Source organism: Streptomyces sp. CA-249302 (assembly GCF_050936785.1).
Lineage (GTDB): Bacteria > Actinomycetota > Actinomycetes > Streptomycetales > Streptomycetaceae > Streptomyces.
In genome coordinates, this window is sequence record NZ_JBNJMG010000001.1 from 2,229,988 (window position 1) to 2,247,303 (window position 17,316).

The 17,316-nt window shown below is 70.3% G+C and carries 16 protein-coding genes; 11 read left to right on the forward strand and 5 right to left on the reverse strand.

Going from position 1 to position 17,316, the window contains the following annotated elements; all coding sequences use genetic code 11:
• Position 1: 1 nt before the first annotated feature.
• Genes hmgA through ACQEWB_RS10015 form a run of 3 tightly spaced genes read left to right on the forward strand, consistent with a single transcriptional unit; the run spans position 2 to position 3,266 of the window.
• On the forward strand, positions 2–1,318 hold the full coding sequence (hmgA, locus tag ACQEWB_RS10005) for a homogentisate 1,2-dioxygenase (RefSeq protein WP_432829225.1): 1,317 nt from the start codon (positions 2–4) through the stop codon (positions 1,316–1,318).
• Between the two features lie 26 nt (positions 1,319–1,344).
• Positions 1,345–2,094: a GntR family transcriptional regulator gene (locus ACQEWB_RS10010; RefSeq protein WP_432829227.1), complete on the forward strand. Its 750-nt coding sequence runs from the start codon at positions 1,345–1,347 to the stop codon at positions 2,092–2,094.
• A 26-nt stretch (positions 2,095–2,120) separates the two neighbouring features.
• Positions 2,121–3,266: a type ISP restriction/modification enzyme gene (locus ACQEWB_RS10015; protein WP_432829229.1), complete on the forward strand. Its 1,146-nt coding sequence runs from the start codon at positions 2,121–2,123 to the stop codon at positions 3,264–3,266.
• On the opposite strand, the gene ACQEWB_RS10020 is transcribed toward ACQEWB_RS10015, so the two are convergent.
• Positions 3,263–3,982 carry a TetR/AcrR family transcriptional regulator gene (locus ACQEWB_RS10020; protein WP_432829231.1) on the reverse strand — a complete coding sequence of 240 codons (720 nt, stop codon included), beginning with the start codon at positions 3,980–3,982 and terminating at the stop codon, positions 3,263–3,265. The genes ACQEWB_RS10015 and ACQEWB_RS10020 overlap by 4 nt on opposite strands.
• Positions 3,983–4,045: 63 nt before the next feature.
• Here ACQEWB_RS10020 and ACQEWB_RS10025 point away from each other — a divergent pair, with 63 nt between their 5' ends.
• Both ACQEWB_RS10025 and ACQEWB_RS10030 read left to right on the forward strand, forming a co-directional pair.
• A complete protein-coding gene (locus ACQEWB_RS10025) occupies positions 4,046–5,011 on the forward strand; it encodes an ATP-binding cassette domain-containing protein (protein WP_432829233.1) in 966 nt (321 codons plus the stop codon).
• A complete protein-coding gene (locus ACQEWB_RS10030; protein WP_432829235.1) occupies positions 5,008–5,790 on the forward strand; it encodes an ABC transporter permease in 783 nt (260 codons plus the stop codon). Before ACQEWB_RS10025 ends, ACQEWB_RS10030 begins: the two co-directional genes overlap by 4 nt.
• 77 nt (positions 5,791–5,867) lie before the next feature.
• Here ACQEWB_RS10030 and ACQEWB_RS10035 read toward each other — a convergent pair whose 3' ends face one another.
• From ACQEWB_RS10035 to ACQEWB_RS10045, 3 genes are all read right to left on the reverse strand, one after another.
• Positions 5,868–6,137, reverse strand: a complete 270-nt coding sequence (locus ACQEWB_RS10035) for a hypothetical protein (RefSeq protein WP_432829237.1) — start codon at positions 6,135–6,137, stop codon at positions 5,868–5,870.
• A 126-nt stretch (positions 6,138–6,263) separates the two neighbouring features.
• Positions 6,264–7,082, reverse strand: coding sequence for an anti-sigma factor (locus ACQEWB_RS10040; RefSeq protein ID WP_432829239.1), 819 nt, complete (start codon positions 7,080–7,082; stop codon positions 6,264–6,266).
• Positions 7,079–7,624, reverse strand: coding sequence for a sigma-70 family RNA polymerase sigma factor (locus tag ACQEWB_RS10045; RefSeq protein WP_432843726.1), 546 nt, complete (start codon positions 7,622–7,624; stop codon positions 7,079–7,081). Before ACQEWB_RS10045 ends, ACQEWB_RS10040 begins: the two co-directional genes overlap by 4 nt.
• Before the next feature lie 254 nt (positions 7,625–7,878).
• Between ACQEWB_RS10045 and ACQEWB_RS10050 the strand changes: the two genes are divergently transcribed.
• From ACQEWB_RS10050 to ACQEWB_RS10065, 4 genes are all read left to right on the forward strand, one after another.
• Positions 7,879–9,411, forward strand: a complete 1,533-nt coding sequence (locus ACQEWB_RS10050; protein WP_432829241.1) for a DUF4331 domain-containing protein — start codon at positions 7,879–7,881, stop codon at positions 9,409–9,411.
• A gap of 108 nt (positions 9,412–9,519) precedes the next feature.
• Entirely contained in the window at positions 9,520–11,019 is a 1,500-nt protein-coding gene (locus tag ACQEWB_RS10055) for a tetratricopeptide repeat protein (protein ID WP_432829243.1), read from the forward strand.
• Positions 11,016–12,746: an urease accessory protein UreH domain-containing protein gene (locus ACQEWB_RS10060; protein ID WP_432829245.1), complete on the forward strand. Its 1,731-nt coding sequence runs from the start codon at positions 11,016–11,018 to the stop codon at positions 12,744–12,746. The genes ACQEWB_RS10055 and ACQEWB_RS10060 overlap by 4 nt, the downstream gene beginning before the upstream one ends.
• A gap of 63 nt (positions 12,747–12,809) precedes the next feature.
• A complete protein-coding gene (locus tag ACQEWB_RS10065; RefSeq protein ID WP_432829247.1) occupies positions 12,810–14,519 on the forward strand; it encodes a serine/threonine-protein kinase in 1,710 nt (569 codons plus the stop codon).
• Here the strand turns inward: ACQEWB_RS10065 and ACQEWB_RS10070 are convergent.
• Positions 14,440–15,234 (reverse strand): SGNH/GDSL hydrolase family protein, encoded by a 795-nt coding sequence (locus tag ACQEWB_RS10070; RefSeq protein WP_432829249.1) that lies wholly within the window; start codon positions 15,232–15,234, stop codon positions 14,440–14,442. The two genes, ACQEWB_RS10065 and ACQEWB_RS10070, sit on opposite strands and share 80 nt — an antisense overlap.
• 217 nt (positions 15,235–15,451) lie before the next feature.
• Here ACQEWB_RS10070 and ACQEWB_RS10075 point away from each other — a divergent pair, with 217 nt between their 5' ends.
• Positions 15,452–16,660: a S8 family peptidase gene (locus ACQEWB_RS10075; RefSeq protein ID WP_432829251.1), complete on the forward strand. Its 1,209-nt coding sequence runs from the start codon at positions 15,452–15,454 to the stop codon at positions 16,658–16,660.
• Positions 16,661–16,835: 175 nt separating this feature from the next.
• Positions 16,836–17,213, forward strand: a complete 378-nt coding sequence (locus ACQEWB_RS10080; RefSeq protein ID WP_432843728.1) for a hypothetical protein — start codon at positions 16,836–16,838, stop codon at positions 17,211–17,213.
• Positions 17,214–17,316: the final 103 nt, after the last annotated feature.

A 17,316-nucleotide genomic window follows, 5' to 3' on the forward strand; every position in this document is an offset into this window, starting at 1 on the left:
CATGAGCGGGGACCCGCGCAAGACCGCGGAGGGGCTGACGTACCTCTCCGGCTTCGGCAACGAGCACAGCTCCGAGGCGGTGCCCGGCGCCCTGCCCGAGGGCCGCAACTCGCCGCAGCGCGCGCCCCTCGGGCTGTACGCCGAGCAGCTGAGCGGTTCGGCCTTCACCGAGCCGCGCGCCCACAACCGCCGCTCCTGGCTCTACCGCATCCGCCCGTCGGCCGCGCACCCGCCGTTCACGCACACGCACAACGGCTGGATCCGCACGGCCCCCTTCACGGAGTCCGTCCCGGACCCCAACCGTCTGCGCTGGAACCCCCTCCCCGACCCGGCCGACGGCACGGACTTCCTGGCCGGCCTGTGGACCCTCGGCGGAAACGGCGACGCGGCCCAGCGCACCGGCATGGCCGTGCACCTGTACCACGCCAACTCCTCGATGGACCGCGTCTTCAGCGACGCGGACGGCGAGCTGCTGATCGTCCCGGAGCGGGGCGGACTGCTGCTGCACACGGAGTTCGGGCTGCTGCATGTGGAGCCGGGACATGTGGCGCTGGTCCCTCGTGGGGTGCGCTTCCGTGTGGAGCTGCTGGATACCTACGCCCGCGGTTATGTGTGCGAGAACTACGGCGCTCCTTTCCGGCTCCCCGACCTCGGCCCGATCGGCGCCAACGGTCTCGCGAACGCCCGGGACTTCCGCGCCCCCGTCGCCGCGTACGAGGACGTCGAGGGCCCGGTGGAGGTGGTGAACAAGTTCTGCGGCAACCTCTGGCAGGCGACCTACGACCACTCGCCGCTCGACGTCGTCGCCTGGCACGGCAACCACCTGCCGTACGTCTACGACCTGCGCCGTTTCAACGTCATCGGGACCATCTCGTACGACCATCCCGACCCGTCGATCTTCACGGTGCTGACGTCCCCGTCGGACACCCCCGGGCTGGCCGGCGTGGACTTCGTCGTCTTCGCGCCGCGCTGGCTGGTGGGCGAGGACACCTTCCGGCCGCCGTACTTCCACCGGAACGTGATGACCGAGTACATGGGCCTGATCGAGGGCGCGTACGACGCGAAGGCGGAGGGCTTCGTGCCGGGTGGCGGCTCGCTGCACAACATGATGTCGGCGCACGGCCCGGACCGGGAGACGTTCGACAGGGCGAGCGCGGCCGAGCTGAAGCCGCAGAAGGTGGACGACGGGCTGGCGTTTATGTTCGAGACCCGCTGGCCGGTCACGCTCACCGCGCACGCGGCCCAGGCGGACCACCTGCAACCGCACTACGACGACGTGTGGCGGGGCCTGGAACGGCATTTCCGCCCCTTGCACTGAAGATCCCCGACCGGTACGGATGGCCCGTGACCTCCTTCGCCCCGGACTCGATCGTCCTGAACCGCAAGCTGCCGCTCTGGTACCAGGTCTCGCAGTCCCTGCGCGCCTCGATACTCGGCCGCTCCCCGCAGGACCCGCTCCGGCTGCCCACCGAGGAGCAGTTGGCCGGGCACTACGGGGTGAGCGTGCTGACCATGCGGCAGGCGCTGAAGGAGCTGGAGGACGAGGGCCTGATCACCCGGCACCGGCGCCGGGGCACCTTCATCGAGCCGGACGCGCGACGGGGTACGCCGGTGCGGCTCCTTGGCTCGGTGGACGCCATCGTGGCCCAGCAGTCCGGCATGACGACCGAGCTGCTGGACCACGGCAAGGCGCCCGTGCCGGCCGAACTCGCCGAGTACTTCCCGGAGATCGGCGAGGTGGCCACGTACCACCGGCTGCGCAGCGACGAGAAGACCGGCGAGCCGACGAACCACGCGCGCAACTACGTCCGTCCCGAACTGGCCGCCCGTATCGACCCGTCGGACCTGGTGCGCTGGCCGATGACCAAGGTGCTGCGGGACGTCGTACGGGCGGACATCAGCCGCATCACGGACACGGTGGAGGCCCGGCTCGCCGACCCGGAGACGGCCCGGCTGCTCCAGGTCCCGCTGCTCAGCCCGATCCTGCACTACACGGGTGTGACCTATGACGGGGAGGGAAGGGTGCTGGACGCGGCGGTGATCCACTACCGGGGCGACCGCTTCTCGTTCACGGTGACTCTCGACGCCACCTGAGGTGACTGTCCGTGCAAGGTCGTACGATGCCCAGCGTGACGCACGACGACGCTCCGCCGCTGGCGGACCTCATGCCGTGGTCCGTCGCACCGCCGCGGCTCGGCCGGGGGTGGCCGACGGGCCCCGACGCGGCATCTCTGAAAGCCCGCTGGGACGCGTTGCTGAAGGCCGACGGCCCGGACCGGGAGGCCCTGTTCGAGCCGACCCGGTCGCGCACGCCGCACTCGGCGGTCGGGCAGCTGCCGGGCCAGTCGAGCGGCACGGAGAAGCTCGTCCGCGCCTCGGGCCCCTGCCCGGAGCCCGTGCAGGTCCTGCACGCCCCCTTCGACGAGCAGTGGCTGATCCCGGACCACCGGCTGATCGACGCGGCCCGGCCGGAGTTGTGGCGGGTGGCGGACGAGCAGCAGGTGTTCGTGGTCGAGAGCTCGTCGGAGCTCCTCGTGACACCCCATCTGCCACTCCTGCGCCCAGGTCCCGTACGCCCGTTGTACCGCCGCCCCAAAGGCACCGAACCCAACCTCGCACCCGGCCTGTTGGAGCACCTGAGCGCCCGCCTGGGCCACTCCGTCGAGCCGCTGGACGTCCTGGCATGGATCCTGGCCGCGGCACGGCCGGACCTGTCGGTCCCGCTCACCGGGGACGGTGAACTCTGGTCAAACGGCGTGGAGTTGGGCCGCCGCGTCCTGTGGCTGATGCGTCGCAACGGTGAGCGGCCCAAGCTCCCGGGCGGCCGGCGGCCCTACGTCCGCGCGCCCCTCCCCTCCCGCCCGCTCACGATCGACTACGACCGCGACGAGGAGACCCTGCTCCTGGACGAGGGCCGTGTCTCGCCGGTGCCGCCGGAGGCCTGGGACTTCGAGGCGGCCGGAGTGCGGGTCCTGGAGCAGTGGTTCACGGTGCGCACGGCGGAGGCGGAGCCGGGGACGCTCGCGGCGATCCGTCCGCCGGCCTGGCCGCAGACGTGGACGTCGGAGCTGCTGGAGCTGATCACGGTCCTCGCCCTGCTCGCGGAAGTGCGCCCGCAGCGGCAGGAGTTGACCGTCACGGAGCCGATCACCGCGACCGACCTCCGCGAGGCCGGCATCCTGCCACCGCCGGAGGCGTCGCGCCGGCCGGCATCCGTCCTGGACCACCACGAGGAAGGTCCGGAAGGCCAGTTCGCGCTGATCTAGGGCCGGTCGGGGTCGAAGCCGTCCAGCACCCTGGCGAGCGCCAGCTCGAACACGGCGTCCAGATCGATGGGCCCGGCGTCCTCCGTGAAGGCGGCGGCCATCCGCGGATACGCGCCGCCGGCGATCTGGCTGCCCAGGTAGGCGATCCGCGCCGCGTTCTCCTGCTCGGCCGACCACGGCAGGTTCCGGGTCCGTTCGGCCGTGGCGAGCTCGTTCGCCGTGTACATCGTCACGACCCCGTTGAGCAGCCCGATCAGCTGCATCTTCATGCCGTACTTCATGTCCTGGAGCGGATCGAGACAGGCCAGACAGTGCTCGAGGTACCGCAGCGCGTTCGGGCTGAAGCCGTACACGGGTGACATCAGTCCCGGCAGCCACGGGTGGCGGTGCATGAGCGTCCGCGTCTGGTGCGCGACCCGGACCATGTCGGCCCGCCAGTCCCCCGACGGCTCCCACTCCTCGTGCTCGCCGCTGATCGCGTCCACCATCAGCTCGTACAGGTCCTCCTTGCGGGGGACGTAGTTGTACAGGGACATCGTCCCGCACCCCAGCTCGGCCGCGACATGCCGCATCGACACCGCGTCCAGGCCGCCCTCGTCGGCGAGTCTCACCGCCGCCGCCGCGATGTCGGCGCGCGTGTACGCAGGCCTCGGCCCCCGGCCCGCCCGCTCGGGACGCGCCCAGATCACTTCGGGTACCGCAGCTCGGCCCGCCATCGATCATCACCTCGGCCACCATATTAGTTACGTACAGCGTACGTAGTGCGCTATGGTCGAGCCATGACTTCTACGTACGCCGTACTTAGTGAAGGTCTGGAGAAGAGCTTCGGCGATGTGCACGCGGTGCGCGGGCTGGATCTCGCGGTCGCCCGGGGCACCGTCTGCGGTGTCCTCGGGCCCAACGGGGCGGGCAAGACGACGGCCGTCCGGCTGCTGGCCACACTGCTGCGGCCGGACGCGGGCTCCGCCCGGATCGCCGGGCACGATCTCGTACGGGAGGCGGCGGCGGTACGGCGCAGCATCGGCGTCACCGGGCAGTACGCGTCGGTCGACGTGGACCTGACCGGCCGGGAGAACCTACGGCTGTTCGCGCGGCTGCACCGGGTCCGGGCGCCCGGCGAGCGCGCCGGGGAGCTCCTCGACCGGTTCGGGCTGGCCGAGGCCGCCGACCGGCGGGCGTCGACGTACTCGGGCGGGATGCGCCGCCGGCTGGACCTCGCGGCGAGTCTGATCCGCCGCCCCGAGGTGCTGTTCCTGGACGAGCCGACGACCGGACTCGACCCGGCCAGCCGCACGCTGATCTGGGAGGCGGTGCGGGAGCTCACGGCGGACGGGACGACCGTGCTGCTGACCACGCAGTATCTGGAGGAGGCCGACCAACTCGCCGACGACATAGCCCTGGTGGACCGGGGGCGGGTGGCGCACACGGGATCACCGGCGCAGTTCAAGTCCCTGATCGGGTCCTACGTCGAGGTGGTGGTCGCCGACCCGGACGTGATGGTGAAGGCGGCCGGCGTCCTCGATCAACTCACGGGCACGGAACCGTCGTTCGACCACGAGCGGCACGCGGTCGGCGCGGTCACCCGGGACTCGACGCTCACCCTGCCGCGCCTGGTGCGTGAACTCGACGCGGCGGGGGTGCCGTTGCTCGACGCGAGCCTGCGGACGCCGACGCTCGACGACGTCTTCCTCCGGCTGACCGACCGCTCCTCGGAGCACACGACCGACAAGGAGCCCGCGGTATGAGCACGTTGGCGTACGACGGACTCGCGATGGTGGGCCGTCAGCTGCGGCGGGTCCGCAACAGCCCCGGGCTCGCGATCCTCACCCAGGTCATGCCGATCAACATGCTGCTGTTCTTCGGCTACGTCTTCGGCAGCGCCCTGGCGATGCCCGGCCGTGAGTACCGGTCCTTCCTGGTGCCGGGGCTGCTGGTGGCGACCGCCGCGGGCGGGATCATGACCGGGATGTTCCAGGCCGCGGCCGACTCGCACCGGGGCGTCATGGACCGGTTCCGCACGATGCCGGTGAGCCGGGCCGCCGTACCGCTCGGGCAGGGGGTGGCCGACCTGGTGGTCACCGCGATCGGCACGGTGCCGCTGCTGCTGGTCGGGCTCGCGGTGGGCTGGCGGATCGAGGGGAGCGCGCTGGAAGTGGCGGCCGCCGTGGGGCTGTTGCTGCTGTTCCGGTTCGCCTGCACGTCGATCGGGATCTTCCTGGGGCTGCTGACCCGCAGCGAGGACGCGGCCGGGCAGCTGGGGGCCTCGACCTTCGTCCTGCCGCTGCTGTCGAACGCCTACATCCCGACCGACGGGCTCGCGGGCTGGCTGCGGACTCTCGCCGAGTGGAATCCGATCAGCGCGGTGACGACGGCCCTGCGGGACCTGTTCGGGAACGCGCCGGTGCCCTCGGACGGCGCCTGGCCGGTGGCGCATCCGGTCGCCGGGTCACTTGTGTGGAGCGTGGCGCTGATCGCGGTGTTCATGCCGCTGGCGGTGCGGAGGTACGCGCGCGGGGAGCGCTGACCCCAGGGTGTCTTCGGTACCGAGCGGGTGGAACGTACCGAAGACACCCTCCTTGCAGGCAGGAACGCCGGTACGGCTCAGCGCCCGCCGAACAGCGAACGGGTCAGCCGGCGCAGCGGCGCGAAGAGCGAGACGCGGCGTACGCGCGCGCCCCTGTCGCTGCGGTTCTGCGTGGTGTCGCGCGAGGTCAGCTCGAGCATCAGCGAGGTCGCCTCAGCCGTCTTCTGCTGCGGCACGGCGGGACCCGCCAGTACCGAGAGATGGCGGTCGAGGCGCGAACTGGTCGCGCTGCTCCCGCAAGTGATCGCAGGGACCCTGGCCCTGCTGCGCACTGTTATCTGTTCCATGTCACTCCCCACCCGTACGAGTCCACCCGGCCCGGGCAGGGTAACCCTATCGCCCCAACCGGGCACTCGTGTATCGCGGTCGCAGGATTCACCTTCCCTGTAAGGGTGTTGACGACTCCTCCTTGGTTACTCTCCGAATCCAACCGATTTCAGGGCGAGTTGGACAATGGGCTGACTGGTGGGCTGTGCCGATCCGCCGTCGGGCTCCACGGTCACAGCGAGTGATGTGGCCGACTTGTTGAGGTCGGTGGCGACCAAGGGCGTGTCGCCGCCCTTGAAGAGGCCGAGGGAGCGTGGTTGCGCGTCGGGGCGCATGAGCCACAGCTGGTGCACCCGTCCGCTGGGCAGGTCGTCGTATCCGCTCAGCGTGACGACCGCCTGTGCCTCCGAGGCCGACGCGACCACTCCGATACTCCGTCCCTGGGAGTCCTTGCCGATGCTCGCGCGCGCGTCCGGAGCTGCGAGAACGTGGGCGATCTCACGTGACTGCGCCTGCGCCGCGTCCAGCTTGTCCTGGGTCTGGTTGGCCTGGACGGCGAACAGCGCGGCGACCACCAGGGCCGCGGCGGCCGTGGCGGTGGCGAAGGGGACGAAGAGCGGGCGGCGCTCGCGGGGCGCACGGGTGCGTCCCGGCGGCGGCTGCGTGCCCCAGACGTGCGGCGGAAGCTGCGGCGTGTGCTCCCGCAGCGGCCCCGGCTCCTGCGGGGTCGCGCGTACGGCGGCCAGCACCCGGTCGCGCATCGCGGCCGGCGCCGGGGCCGCCGTCGACCAGGCGAGCCGTACCGCGTCCTCGGACAGCGCGCGCACCTCGGCGGCGCAGATGTCACAGCTCTTCAGATGCTTCTCGAAGCGGATCCGCTCCCCCGGTTCCAGGGCGTCGAGCGCGTAGGGCGCCGCGAGCGAGTGGACGTCCCCGCGGCGGAACATACGGTCGAGGAGACTCATGCGACACCTCCCAGGCATTTGCGCAGCTGGGTGAGTCCATCGCGCATACGGGTCTTGACCGTGCCCAGCGGAAGGGAGAGCCGGTCGGCCACTTCACGGTACGTGTAGCCGTCGTAGTAGGCGAGCGTGACGGACTGGCGCTGCAGCGCGGTGAGGCGGTCCAGGCAGCGTCGCACCCATTCGCGCTCCAGGCCGGCCTCGACCTCCTCGGCGACATGGTCGAAGGCGGGGTTGTTGCCGGACCGGCGTGCCTCGCGCTGCTCGCGTTCGCCGGCCGCGCGGGCGCTGCGGACCCGGTCGACGGCCCGGCGGTGGGCCAGGGTGAGGATCCAGGAGAGCGCGCTGCCGCGCCCGGGGTCGAACCGCGCGGCGGACCGCCAGAGTTCGAGCAGCACCTCCTGGGACACCTCCTCCGACTGCGCCGGATCCCGCACGACCCGGCGGACCAGCCCGAACACCGGACCGGACACCAGGCCGTACAGCTCCTCGAATGCCTTCTGGTCGCCGCCCGCGACGAGCACCAGAAGTTCGTCCGCCTCCAAGTCGATCCCCCTCTTCCCCGGCCGCACGCGACCCCTTCCTGTCACATGAGGCATTCGCAGCGAGCGCGCCTCCGGATGGGTTACGGATCAGCGTGCCCAAAAACGCGGGTCCGCGGCCCACCAAACAAGATTCGCGGCCGAGCTGAAACAAGATTCGAAGTTCGCCGTAAGAACGTTTGGGATTCGACCAATCCACCCTGCCGACCGCTCCGAATCAGCGTTCGTCAGGCAAGTTGGGACTGAGGACGGACGGCATGACAACTGACTCCAGGAGCGGCGCGGGACGCAGGAGCATCGCGACCCTCATAGCTGGTGCACTGGCCGCCGGCGGGCTCGCGGCCGCCGGTGTGGCCACGCTGGAACCGGGGGCGGCCTCCGCCTCCAGCCACCGGGAGGCCCCGCTGATCTCGGGGCAGCCCCAGTACGACAACACGGACCTGTACGCGTTCGTCAGCCCGGACAAGCCGGACACGACGACGCTCATCGCCAACTTCATCCCCATGGAGGAGCCGGCGGGCGGTCCGAACTTCTACCAGTTCGCGGACGACGCCCAGTACGACATCCACATCGACAACAACGGTGACGCGCAGGGCGAGTTGCTGCTGCGCTACACGTTCAACACGCAGATCAAGAACAAGAAGTCGTTCCTGTACAACACGGGCGTGGTCAGCAACCTGACCGACCCCGACCTGAACATCACGCAGACGTACGACCTCGAGCTGATCAAGCTGAAGAAGCAGAAGGTCGTCTCGGAGACCAAGCTCGCCGACGACATCCCGGTGGCGCCCTCCGACGTCGGCAAGGCGTCGATGCCCGACTACGGCAAGCTGCGCGACCAGGCGATCTACAAGCTGTCGAACGGCGGTCAGACCTTCGCCGGCCAGGCCGACGACCCGTTCTTCGCGGACCTGCGCGTCTTCGACCTGCTGTACGGCGGGAACCTCTCCGAGGTCGGCCGGGACACCCTCAAGGGCTACAACGTCAACTCGATCGCCCTCCAGCTGCCGACGGACATGATCACGGAGTCCAAGAAGCAGCCGATCGTGGGCATCTGGTCGACCGTCCAGCGCAAGAACGCGCAGGGCTACTACGAGCAGGTCTCGCGCCTCGGCAACCCGCTGGTCAACGAGGTCGTCAACCCGCTGAAGGACAAGGACAAGTTCAACGCGTCCTCGCCGTGGAACGACGGTCAGTTCCTGAAGAACGTGACCAACCCGGAGCTGCCGAAGCTCATCGAGGCCATCTACAAGATCAAGGCCCCGTCGGAGCCGCGCAACGACCTCGTCGACGTGTTCCTGAAGGGCGTCAAGGGCCTCAACCAGCCGCCGTACGTGCGGGCGGCGGAGGAGCTGCGCCTGAACACGTCCATCAAGCCGACCGCCTCACCGAAGCGGCTGGGCGTCCTCGACGGTGACAACCAGGGCTTCCCGAACGGACGCCGGCTCACCGACGACGTGATCGACGAGGCGCTCCAGGTCATGGAGGGCGAACTGGTCGGCTCCAAGAACGACCTGGGCGACGCGGTCGACAAGAACGACAAGGGCTTCGGCAAGTACTTCCCGTACCTGGCCAACCCGACCGCCGGTTCGCGCGGCGCCACCGCCAAGGGTGTCGCCGGCGGCAGCGACGTCAAGAACCAGCTCGGCGACGCGCTCCAGCCGGCCTCGTCCGGTGGCATGAGCAACACGAGCCTGATCGCCGCCTCCGCGGGTGGCGGTGCGGCCGGTATCGCGCTGATCGGCGCGGGCCTCATGTGGTGGCGCCGGATGCGCAGCCGCGTGTACTAGGCCCACTCGGACCGGGGCCGGGGCCTGACTCCCCGGCCCCCATCGACTGGCGCGGCCCGTTCCGTACCCATCCCCCACGGCCGGGCCGCGCCGCACCAACTCTTTTGAATGAACGTCGACCTAGGAGAGGGCATGGGCCCGCGCAGCAACGACACCGAAGGCTTCGAGGAGAGTGCCGGGGACGGTAGTGAGTCGTCTGCGGATACCTCCGAAGAAGTGACCGACGTGGACGACGAACGTGTCGCCGCTGTTCGTCGGGTGGGTGAAGCCGGCAAGCGGCTGCGGGCCGTCCAACTCGGCGGTACGGCCGTACTGTTGGCCGTCGCGCTCACCGGTGGGTCCATCGCCTTCGGGGCGCTGAGGGATCACGGCGGTACGAGCGTCGCCGCCGCGCCCAGCGCCATGTCACCTGCCCTCCTCAACAGCGGGAACATCGACGCCAGCATCACCGCACTGCAGGCCCAACTCCGGTCCCAGCCAAGGGACTACGGCAGCTGGGCCACCCTCGGCCTCGCCTATGTCGAGCAGGCCCGCACCAAGGGTGACCCCTCCCGGTACCCGCAGGCCGAGAAGGCGCTGAAGAAGTCCCTCGGCATCAAGGCCGGCAACGAGCAGGCCGTCACCGGACAGGCCGCCCTCGCCGCCGCCCGGCACGACTTCAAGGACGCGCTGAAGTACGCCGACCAGGTGCTGAAGGAGAACCCCTACAGCCAGGACGCCCTCTCCTCCCGTATCGACGCCCTCGTCGAACTCGGCCGCTACGCCGACGCGTCGAAGGCCGCCGACACCGCGGACACCCGGCGGCCCGGCATCCCCGTCTTCACCCGGTACGCGTACGTGCACGAGTTGCGCGGGGACGTGAAGACCGCCCAGCGGGTCCTCCAGCAGGCGCTCGCCGCCTCCAGCACCCCCGGCGACATCTCCTACGTCGCCGCCCAACTCGGGCTGCTCGCCTGGAACCAGGGCGACTACAAGAGCGCGCTCACCTATTACGCCCGCGCGCTGGCCGCCGACGACAACTACCTCCCGGCCCTCGAGGGCCGCGCCCGCGCCCAGTACGCGAGCGGCGACAAGGCCGCCGGGCTCAAGGGCATGGAGCAGGTCGTCGCCCGCTATCCGCTGCCCCAACCCCTCGTGGAACTGGGCGAGATGTACGAGGACCGCGGCAAGGAGGGCGACAAGGACAAGGCCCGCGACCAGTACGCGCTGGTCGACGCCTGGATCGCGCTCGCCCGCGCCAACGGCGTCAACGCCGACCTCGACACCGCGCTCGCCGCCGCCGACCACGGCGACAAGGCCTCCGCCCTGCGCGCCGCCCGCGCCGAGTGGGCCCGCCGCCACACCGTGCACACCGCGGACGCCCTCGCCTGGGCGCTGCACGTCAACGGCAAGGACGCGGAAGCCCTCCCGTACGCGAAGCAGGCCACGGCGACCGGATACCACAACGCCACGTTCATCTACCACCGCGGCATGATCGAACGCGCCACCGGCCACGCGAAGGACGCCCGCGCCTCCCTGCGGGCCGCGCTGAAGCTGAACGCCGGCTTCTCGCCGCTGGGCGCGAGCGAGGCCCGCAAGGCGCTCAAGGACCTGGAGGCGGCCAAGTGATACCCCGTCGTTGGCTCGCCTCCACAGGGGCCGTCGTCATGACGGCCTGCGCGCTCGCGCTGATCCCTTCCACCAGCGCGAGCGCGCACCCCCTCGGCAACTTCACCGTCAACCGTTACGACGGTCTCGTCGCCGCCCCCGGCAAGCTCCGCGTCGACCACGTCGAGGACCTCGCCGAGATCCCCGCGACCCAGGCCAAGCCGGACATCGAACGGCTCGGCATGAGCGCCTGGGCGAAGCAGCGGTGCGAGAAGGCGGCCGAGGGCAGCAAGGTCACCGTCGACGGCCGGGCCGCGACGCTGACGGTGGGCAGCAGCAAGGCGCAGACCCGGCCCGGGCAGGCCGGCCTCAACACCCTCCGGGTGGAGTGCCGACTGACCGCCGAACTGCCCGACGCCAAGACCGTCACCGTCGGCTTCCACAGCGCGGGCGCCACCACCGGCCCCGGCTGGCGGGAGATCACCGCGCGCGGCGACCGGATGACGCTCACCGCGACGGACGTACCCAAGAAGTCGATCTCGCGTGAACTCACCAGCTACCCCAAGGAGTTGCTCTCCTCCCCCGCCGACACCTCGGCCGCGTCGCTGCGCGTGCGGCCCGGTGGACCGGCCCTGGTCGAGGACGAGACGAACGCTCCCGCCGCCTCCGTGCTGCCGCGCGGCGCCGACCGCTGGACCCGCGCCCTGGACTCCCTGGTCGCCCGCCACGACCTGACCTTCGGCTTCGCCGCGCTCGCGCTGCTCATCGCGGTCTTCCTGGGTGCGATGCACGCGCTGGCCCCGGGCCACGGCAAGACCCTGATGGCCGCGACGGCGGCGGCCCGCGGCGGCCGCGCCAAGCTCAAGGACGTCATGCCGCTGGCCGCCTCGGTCACCGTCACCCACACACTGGGCGTCGTCGCCCTCGGCCTCCTGGTGACGGCCGGCTCGGCCGCGGCGCCCTCGGTGATCATCTGGCTGGGCATCGCGAGCGGCGTCCTGGTGATCATGGCGGGCGCGACCCTCGTACGACGGGCCTGGCGCAACCGCGGCCACGGATTCGGACTCGGGCAGCCGCACCCCTCTGGCCCCGACGGCCACACACACGACCACCCCCACGGGACCGGCCACACGCACGACCACCCCCACCCCCACACGCACGACACCGAGGAGACCGAGGAACGCTCCCTGGTCCTGGTCGCCGCCCACACGGCGACCGCCTCGGCGACAGCGGAAACCCACCCCCATCCCCATCCGCACTCCCCCGGGCACGGTCACGATCACGCCCACGACCACCCGCACAGTCACGATCACGGCCACGACCACGACCACGGCCACACGCACGACCACTCCCACACCCTCGAACACACTCACGGCGGCTTCACCCACACCCACTCCATCGCCCCCACCCTCCGCGGCACGATCCTGCTCGGGTTCGCCGGCGGTCTCGTGCCGAGTCCGTCCGCCGTCGTGGTGCTGGTCGGCGCGATGGCGCTGGGGCAGGCCTGGTTCGGGCTGCTGCTCGTCGTCGCGTACGGCGTGGGGCTGGCCCTCACCCTCACCGCGGCCGGGTTCGCGGTGGTGAAGCTGGGTACGGGAATGAACCGGGTACTGGACCGGCGCCCCCGCTGGACCACCCACCCGATGGCGACCCTGGTCCGCCGGACGGCCCCCCTGGCGTCCGCGTTCCTCGTGGTGGCCCTGGGGGTCGGATTGGTTCTCAAGGGGGCGGCATCCGCACTCGGCTGAGCTACGTTTGTGGAGAAATCACGCGGAGTGGAGAAATCGCGCGGATGCGAATGGGGGACGCCCGTGTCCGAAGAACCGGGCAGTGAACGTCTGATCGCGGGCCGCTACCGGCTCCTGTCCCCCCTCGGCGAGGGGGGTATGGGAACGGTGTGGCGGGCCCGCGACGAGGTTCTGCACCGTGAGGTCGCCGTCAAGGAGGTGCGCGCGCCCGCCGGACTGGCGGCCCAGGACATCGAGCGGATGTACGCCCGTCTGGAGCGCGAGGCGTGGGCGGCGGCGCGGGTCGCCAACCGCAATGTCGTCACGGTGTACGACGTTGCCATGCAGGACGGCCGCCCGTGGATCGTGATGGAGCTGGTCCGCGGTATCTCGCTGGCCGAACTCCTGGACGCCGAGGGCCCGTTGGATCCGCAGCGGGCCGCGCACATCGGTGCCGAGGTGCTGGCCGCGCTGCGTGCCGCACACGAGGCCGGGGTGCTGCACCGGGACGTGAAGCCGGCCAACGTGCTGTTGTCCAACGACGGCCGGGTGGTGCTCACCGACTTCGGCATCGCGCAGGTCGAGGGCAGTTCGGCGCTGACGATGACCGGTGAGGTGATCGGCTCGCCCGAATTCCTCGCCCCCGAGCGGGCGCTGGGGCGCACCCCCGGCCCCGAGTCGGATCTGTGGTCGCTGGGTGTGCTGCTGTACGCGGCCGTCGAGGGCAACTCCCCCTTCCGCTACGACACCCCCCTGAGCACCCTGCGCGCGATCGTCGACGAGGAGCTGCCGCCGCCGCTGCGGGCCGGCCCGCTCACCCCGGTCGTCGAGGGGCTGCTGCGCAAGGACCCCGCCGAACGACTGTCCGCCGACCGGGCCGAACAGGACCTGCGGATCATCGCGGCCGGCGGCACGCCCCGCACGGACGGCTTCCCGGCGACCCCGTACCCGCCGACCGTCGCCGCGGCCTACCCGGAGCAGCCGCCCCCGTCCCGGCAGACGCCGTATCCGAACGCACGCACTCAGCCCGTGCCGGGCCCGGGGACGACCGCCACGGCCGCCCCGCCGCCGGAGCGCAACCGCCGCGCCGGTGTCGTCCTGATCGTCGGCGTGGTCGTCCTCGCACTGGCGCTGGCCGGGCTGACGTACGGACTGCTGAACATGGGCAACGGCGACGGGGACAAGAACACCGGTGGCGACAACACCCGCTCCGACACGGCGACTTCGGCGGGCCCCACCGACACCCGGACCGGTGGTGGTGCGAACACGACGCCCACCAGGAGCAGCAGTCCCAGCTCGACGCCCCAGTCGGTGAGCGTGACGCTGACGGGGTCGAACACCCAGTACTCCGGCAGCTGTCCGCCCGCGCAGAGCGACGCGCCCGGGTTCACGGCGACGATCTCGGTGGCCAAGCTGCCGGCCGAGGTCAGCTATCGCTGGGTGTCGAAGGACGGGCAGGTGATGGATCCGGGGTGGAAGACCATGTCCTTCCCGGACGGCGGGGGCAGGACCAAGCAGGACAAGGCGTTCGTGACGACGTACGACAAGACCGGGACCTTCAGCAACTCGATCAGCGTCGAGGTGCGCTCGCCGAAGCAGACGACGTCCAACTCGGTGCCGTTCTCGGTGACTTGTGTGGCGGAGACCCCGACGGGCGGGGCCTCCCCAGTACTTCGGCGTCACCCTCGCAGTGAAGGGACGGCAGTACGGATGATCAGGCCGCGCTGGTCAGGACGGGCAGGTAGCCGCCGGACTGGCCGGCCGCGGTCGGGTGGTACGACTCGCCGATGTTGAGCAGGTTGAGGCTGTGCAGCCAGGCGCTGCCGGAGCAGAGCTCGTGGCCGGTGAAGGTGGTGCGGACGTCGCCGAAGGTGAAGCCGTGGTCGGCGGCGGCCTTGGCGGTGGCGGTGTCCAGGTAGTCGGCGGCGTCGTTGATCGCCTTCCGCTTGGTCTCGGAGAGACCGACGCAGGTGGTGCCGAGCTTGTAGAAGCGGGGGTAGCCGAGGACCACCACATGGGCGTTGGGGGCCTTGCCGCTGATCGCGGAGTAGACGTTGTCCAGCTGGCCCGGGAGCGTCGAGTCGACGTACGCCTTCGCGGTGTTGATGCGTGAGAGGCAGGCGCTGTCGGATTGGAGCACACAGGTCGTCATGACGTCGGAGAAGCCGGCGTCGTTGCCGCCGATGCTGATGGAGACCAGGCCGGTCGAGGTGGTCAGGGTGCCCAGCTGGTTCGCCAGGACATCACCCGTACGAGCGCCCGAGCAAGCCTTGAAGCTGAACGCCGAGGGTGAATGGGCGGCCGCCCAGAGGTAGGGGTAGGCCTTGGTGCTCTGCTTGCAGTCGCCGCTGGACGAGATGTAGCTGCCCGCGCCGACACCGGAGGAGTAGGAGTCGCCGAGGGCCACATAGGGGGCTGTGGCGGCGTGGGCCGTACCCGTCCCGGTGAGGACGGCGGCGACGGCGAGGAGGAGCGAGCCGACGTAAGCGGCAAGTCGGGAACGTCTCATGGAACCTCCCTTTAGCAGGATCTCTGCCACAACTGTCGTAGCAACTACGCGCATTGACGGGAAGTGTCCATGCCAAAGTCACCTTTGATTACGTGCGCATGACAGATTTGTTGACGACTCCTCAACTCCCTTTCTCTATGCCTGTAGATGGGTCACTCTTTACTCCGGCGTTGCCTTACCCAGGCGCGCTTCCCCCCATGGAGGAGGACTCCTCGTCATGGCACAACCGCGTAGCAAGAAGTTCCGGTTCGCCGCCGTCACCGGCCTCGCGACCGCCGCCCTCGTCGGCGGCCTCACCGCTCTCCCCGCCCAGGCCGCCCCGGCGGTGGGCAAGGTCCTCGCCGCCGGCTCCCCCACGGCCGTCAAGGACAGTTACATCGTCACGCTGAAGAAGGGCGCCGGCCTCAAGGCGGCCTCCAGCGCGGGCAAGGGACTCGTCAAGCAGTACGGCGGCACGGTCGGGAAGACCTTCGACACCGTGCTCAACGGCTACACGGCCACGCTCTCGGCGAGCGAGGCGAAGAGACTCGCGGCCGACCCGGCGGTGGCCTCCGTCGAGCAGAACCAGCGCGTCCAGCTGGCCGACACCACGCAGTCCAGCGCCCCTTGGGGCCTGGACCGCATCGACCAGACCGCGCTTCCGCTTTCGGGCACGTACACCTACCCGGACACCGCGGGCAGCGGTGTGACGGTGTACGTCATCGACACCGGCGTCCGGATCACCCACACCCAGATCAGCGGCCGCGCCTCCTACGGCTACGACGCGGTCGACGGCGACACCACCGCCTCCGACGGCAACGGCCACGGCACCCATGTGGCCACCACCATCGCGGGCACCACCTACGGCGTCGCCAAGAAGGCGAACATCGTGGCGGTCCGGGTGCTGGACAACAGCGGCTCCGGCACCACCGCCGGCGTCATCGACGGCATCGAGTGGGTCACCGAGAACCACACCACGCCGGCCGTCGCCAACATGTCACTGGGCGGCTCCGCCTCCACCTCGCTGGACACGGCGGTCGCCAACTCCATAGCCAGCGGCGTGACTTACGCGGTCGCGGCGGGCAACAGCTCGGCCAACGCCTCCTCGTACTCCCCGGCCCGCGTCTCCACCGCGATCACGGTCGGCGCGACCACCAGCTCGGACGCCAGGGCCAGCTACTCGAACTACGGCTCCGTCCTGGACATCTTCGCGCCCGGCTCCTCGATCATCGCGGGCTACAACACCAGCGACACCGCCACCGCCACGCTCTCCGGCACCTCCATGGCCACCCCGCACGTCGCGGGCGCCGCGGCCGTCTACCTCGCGGGCCACACCTCGGCCACCCCGGCCACGGTCGCCTCGGCCCTGGTCGGCGGCGCCACCTCGGGTGTGCTGACCAGCGTGGGCACCGGCTCACCGAACAAGCTCCTCAAGCTCGTCCCGTAACACCGCACCGCGCGATCTGAACACCTGTTCCCCGGAGGCAGCCGGCGCCTCCGGGGAACACATGTTTAGGACTCCATAAGAACCGGTAAGGGGCTTCTTCCGCATCTTGACGCCCACTGTTGCGCTGCGCGACATTGAAGTCCGGCATCCGGCGCGCTGGGGGGCAAAGTCGCCAATGCAGACCATCCGTATCAAGAGACCATCGAGCGACGGGGATCTGACCCCGCTGCTCGCGGGCGCGGCCACCGCCGTGGGGGTTTTCGGCGCACTGCTGGCGCTCGCCGACTCGGGTTCGCCGCTGCGCGGCCCGCTCACCCTGTTCTTCCTGCTCGCCGCACCGGCGACCGCCGTCGCGGCCGCGCTGCGCGGGCTGGAACCCTTCGGCCGGGCGCTCGCCGCCATCGCGGGCGCGGTCGTACTCAACATGCTGGTGGCACAAGGGATGCTCGCCGTCCACCGCTGGTCCGTCCATGGCGGGATCATTGCCGTGACCGTGATCAGTTGTCTCGTTCTTCTTCTAAGTTGTGTAACGGTCAAACCAACAAAAACGTGAGGCCGAGTTTCAGGTCTTGCCATACGGGTTCAATCATCAATACCGTCGTAATCTCACCCGCATCGGACCATCACCAAGCGGCTCTAGGGGAGGGCTCAAGGAC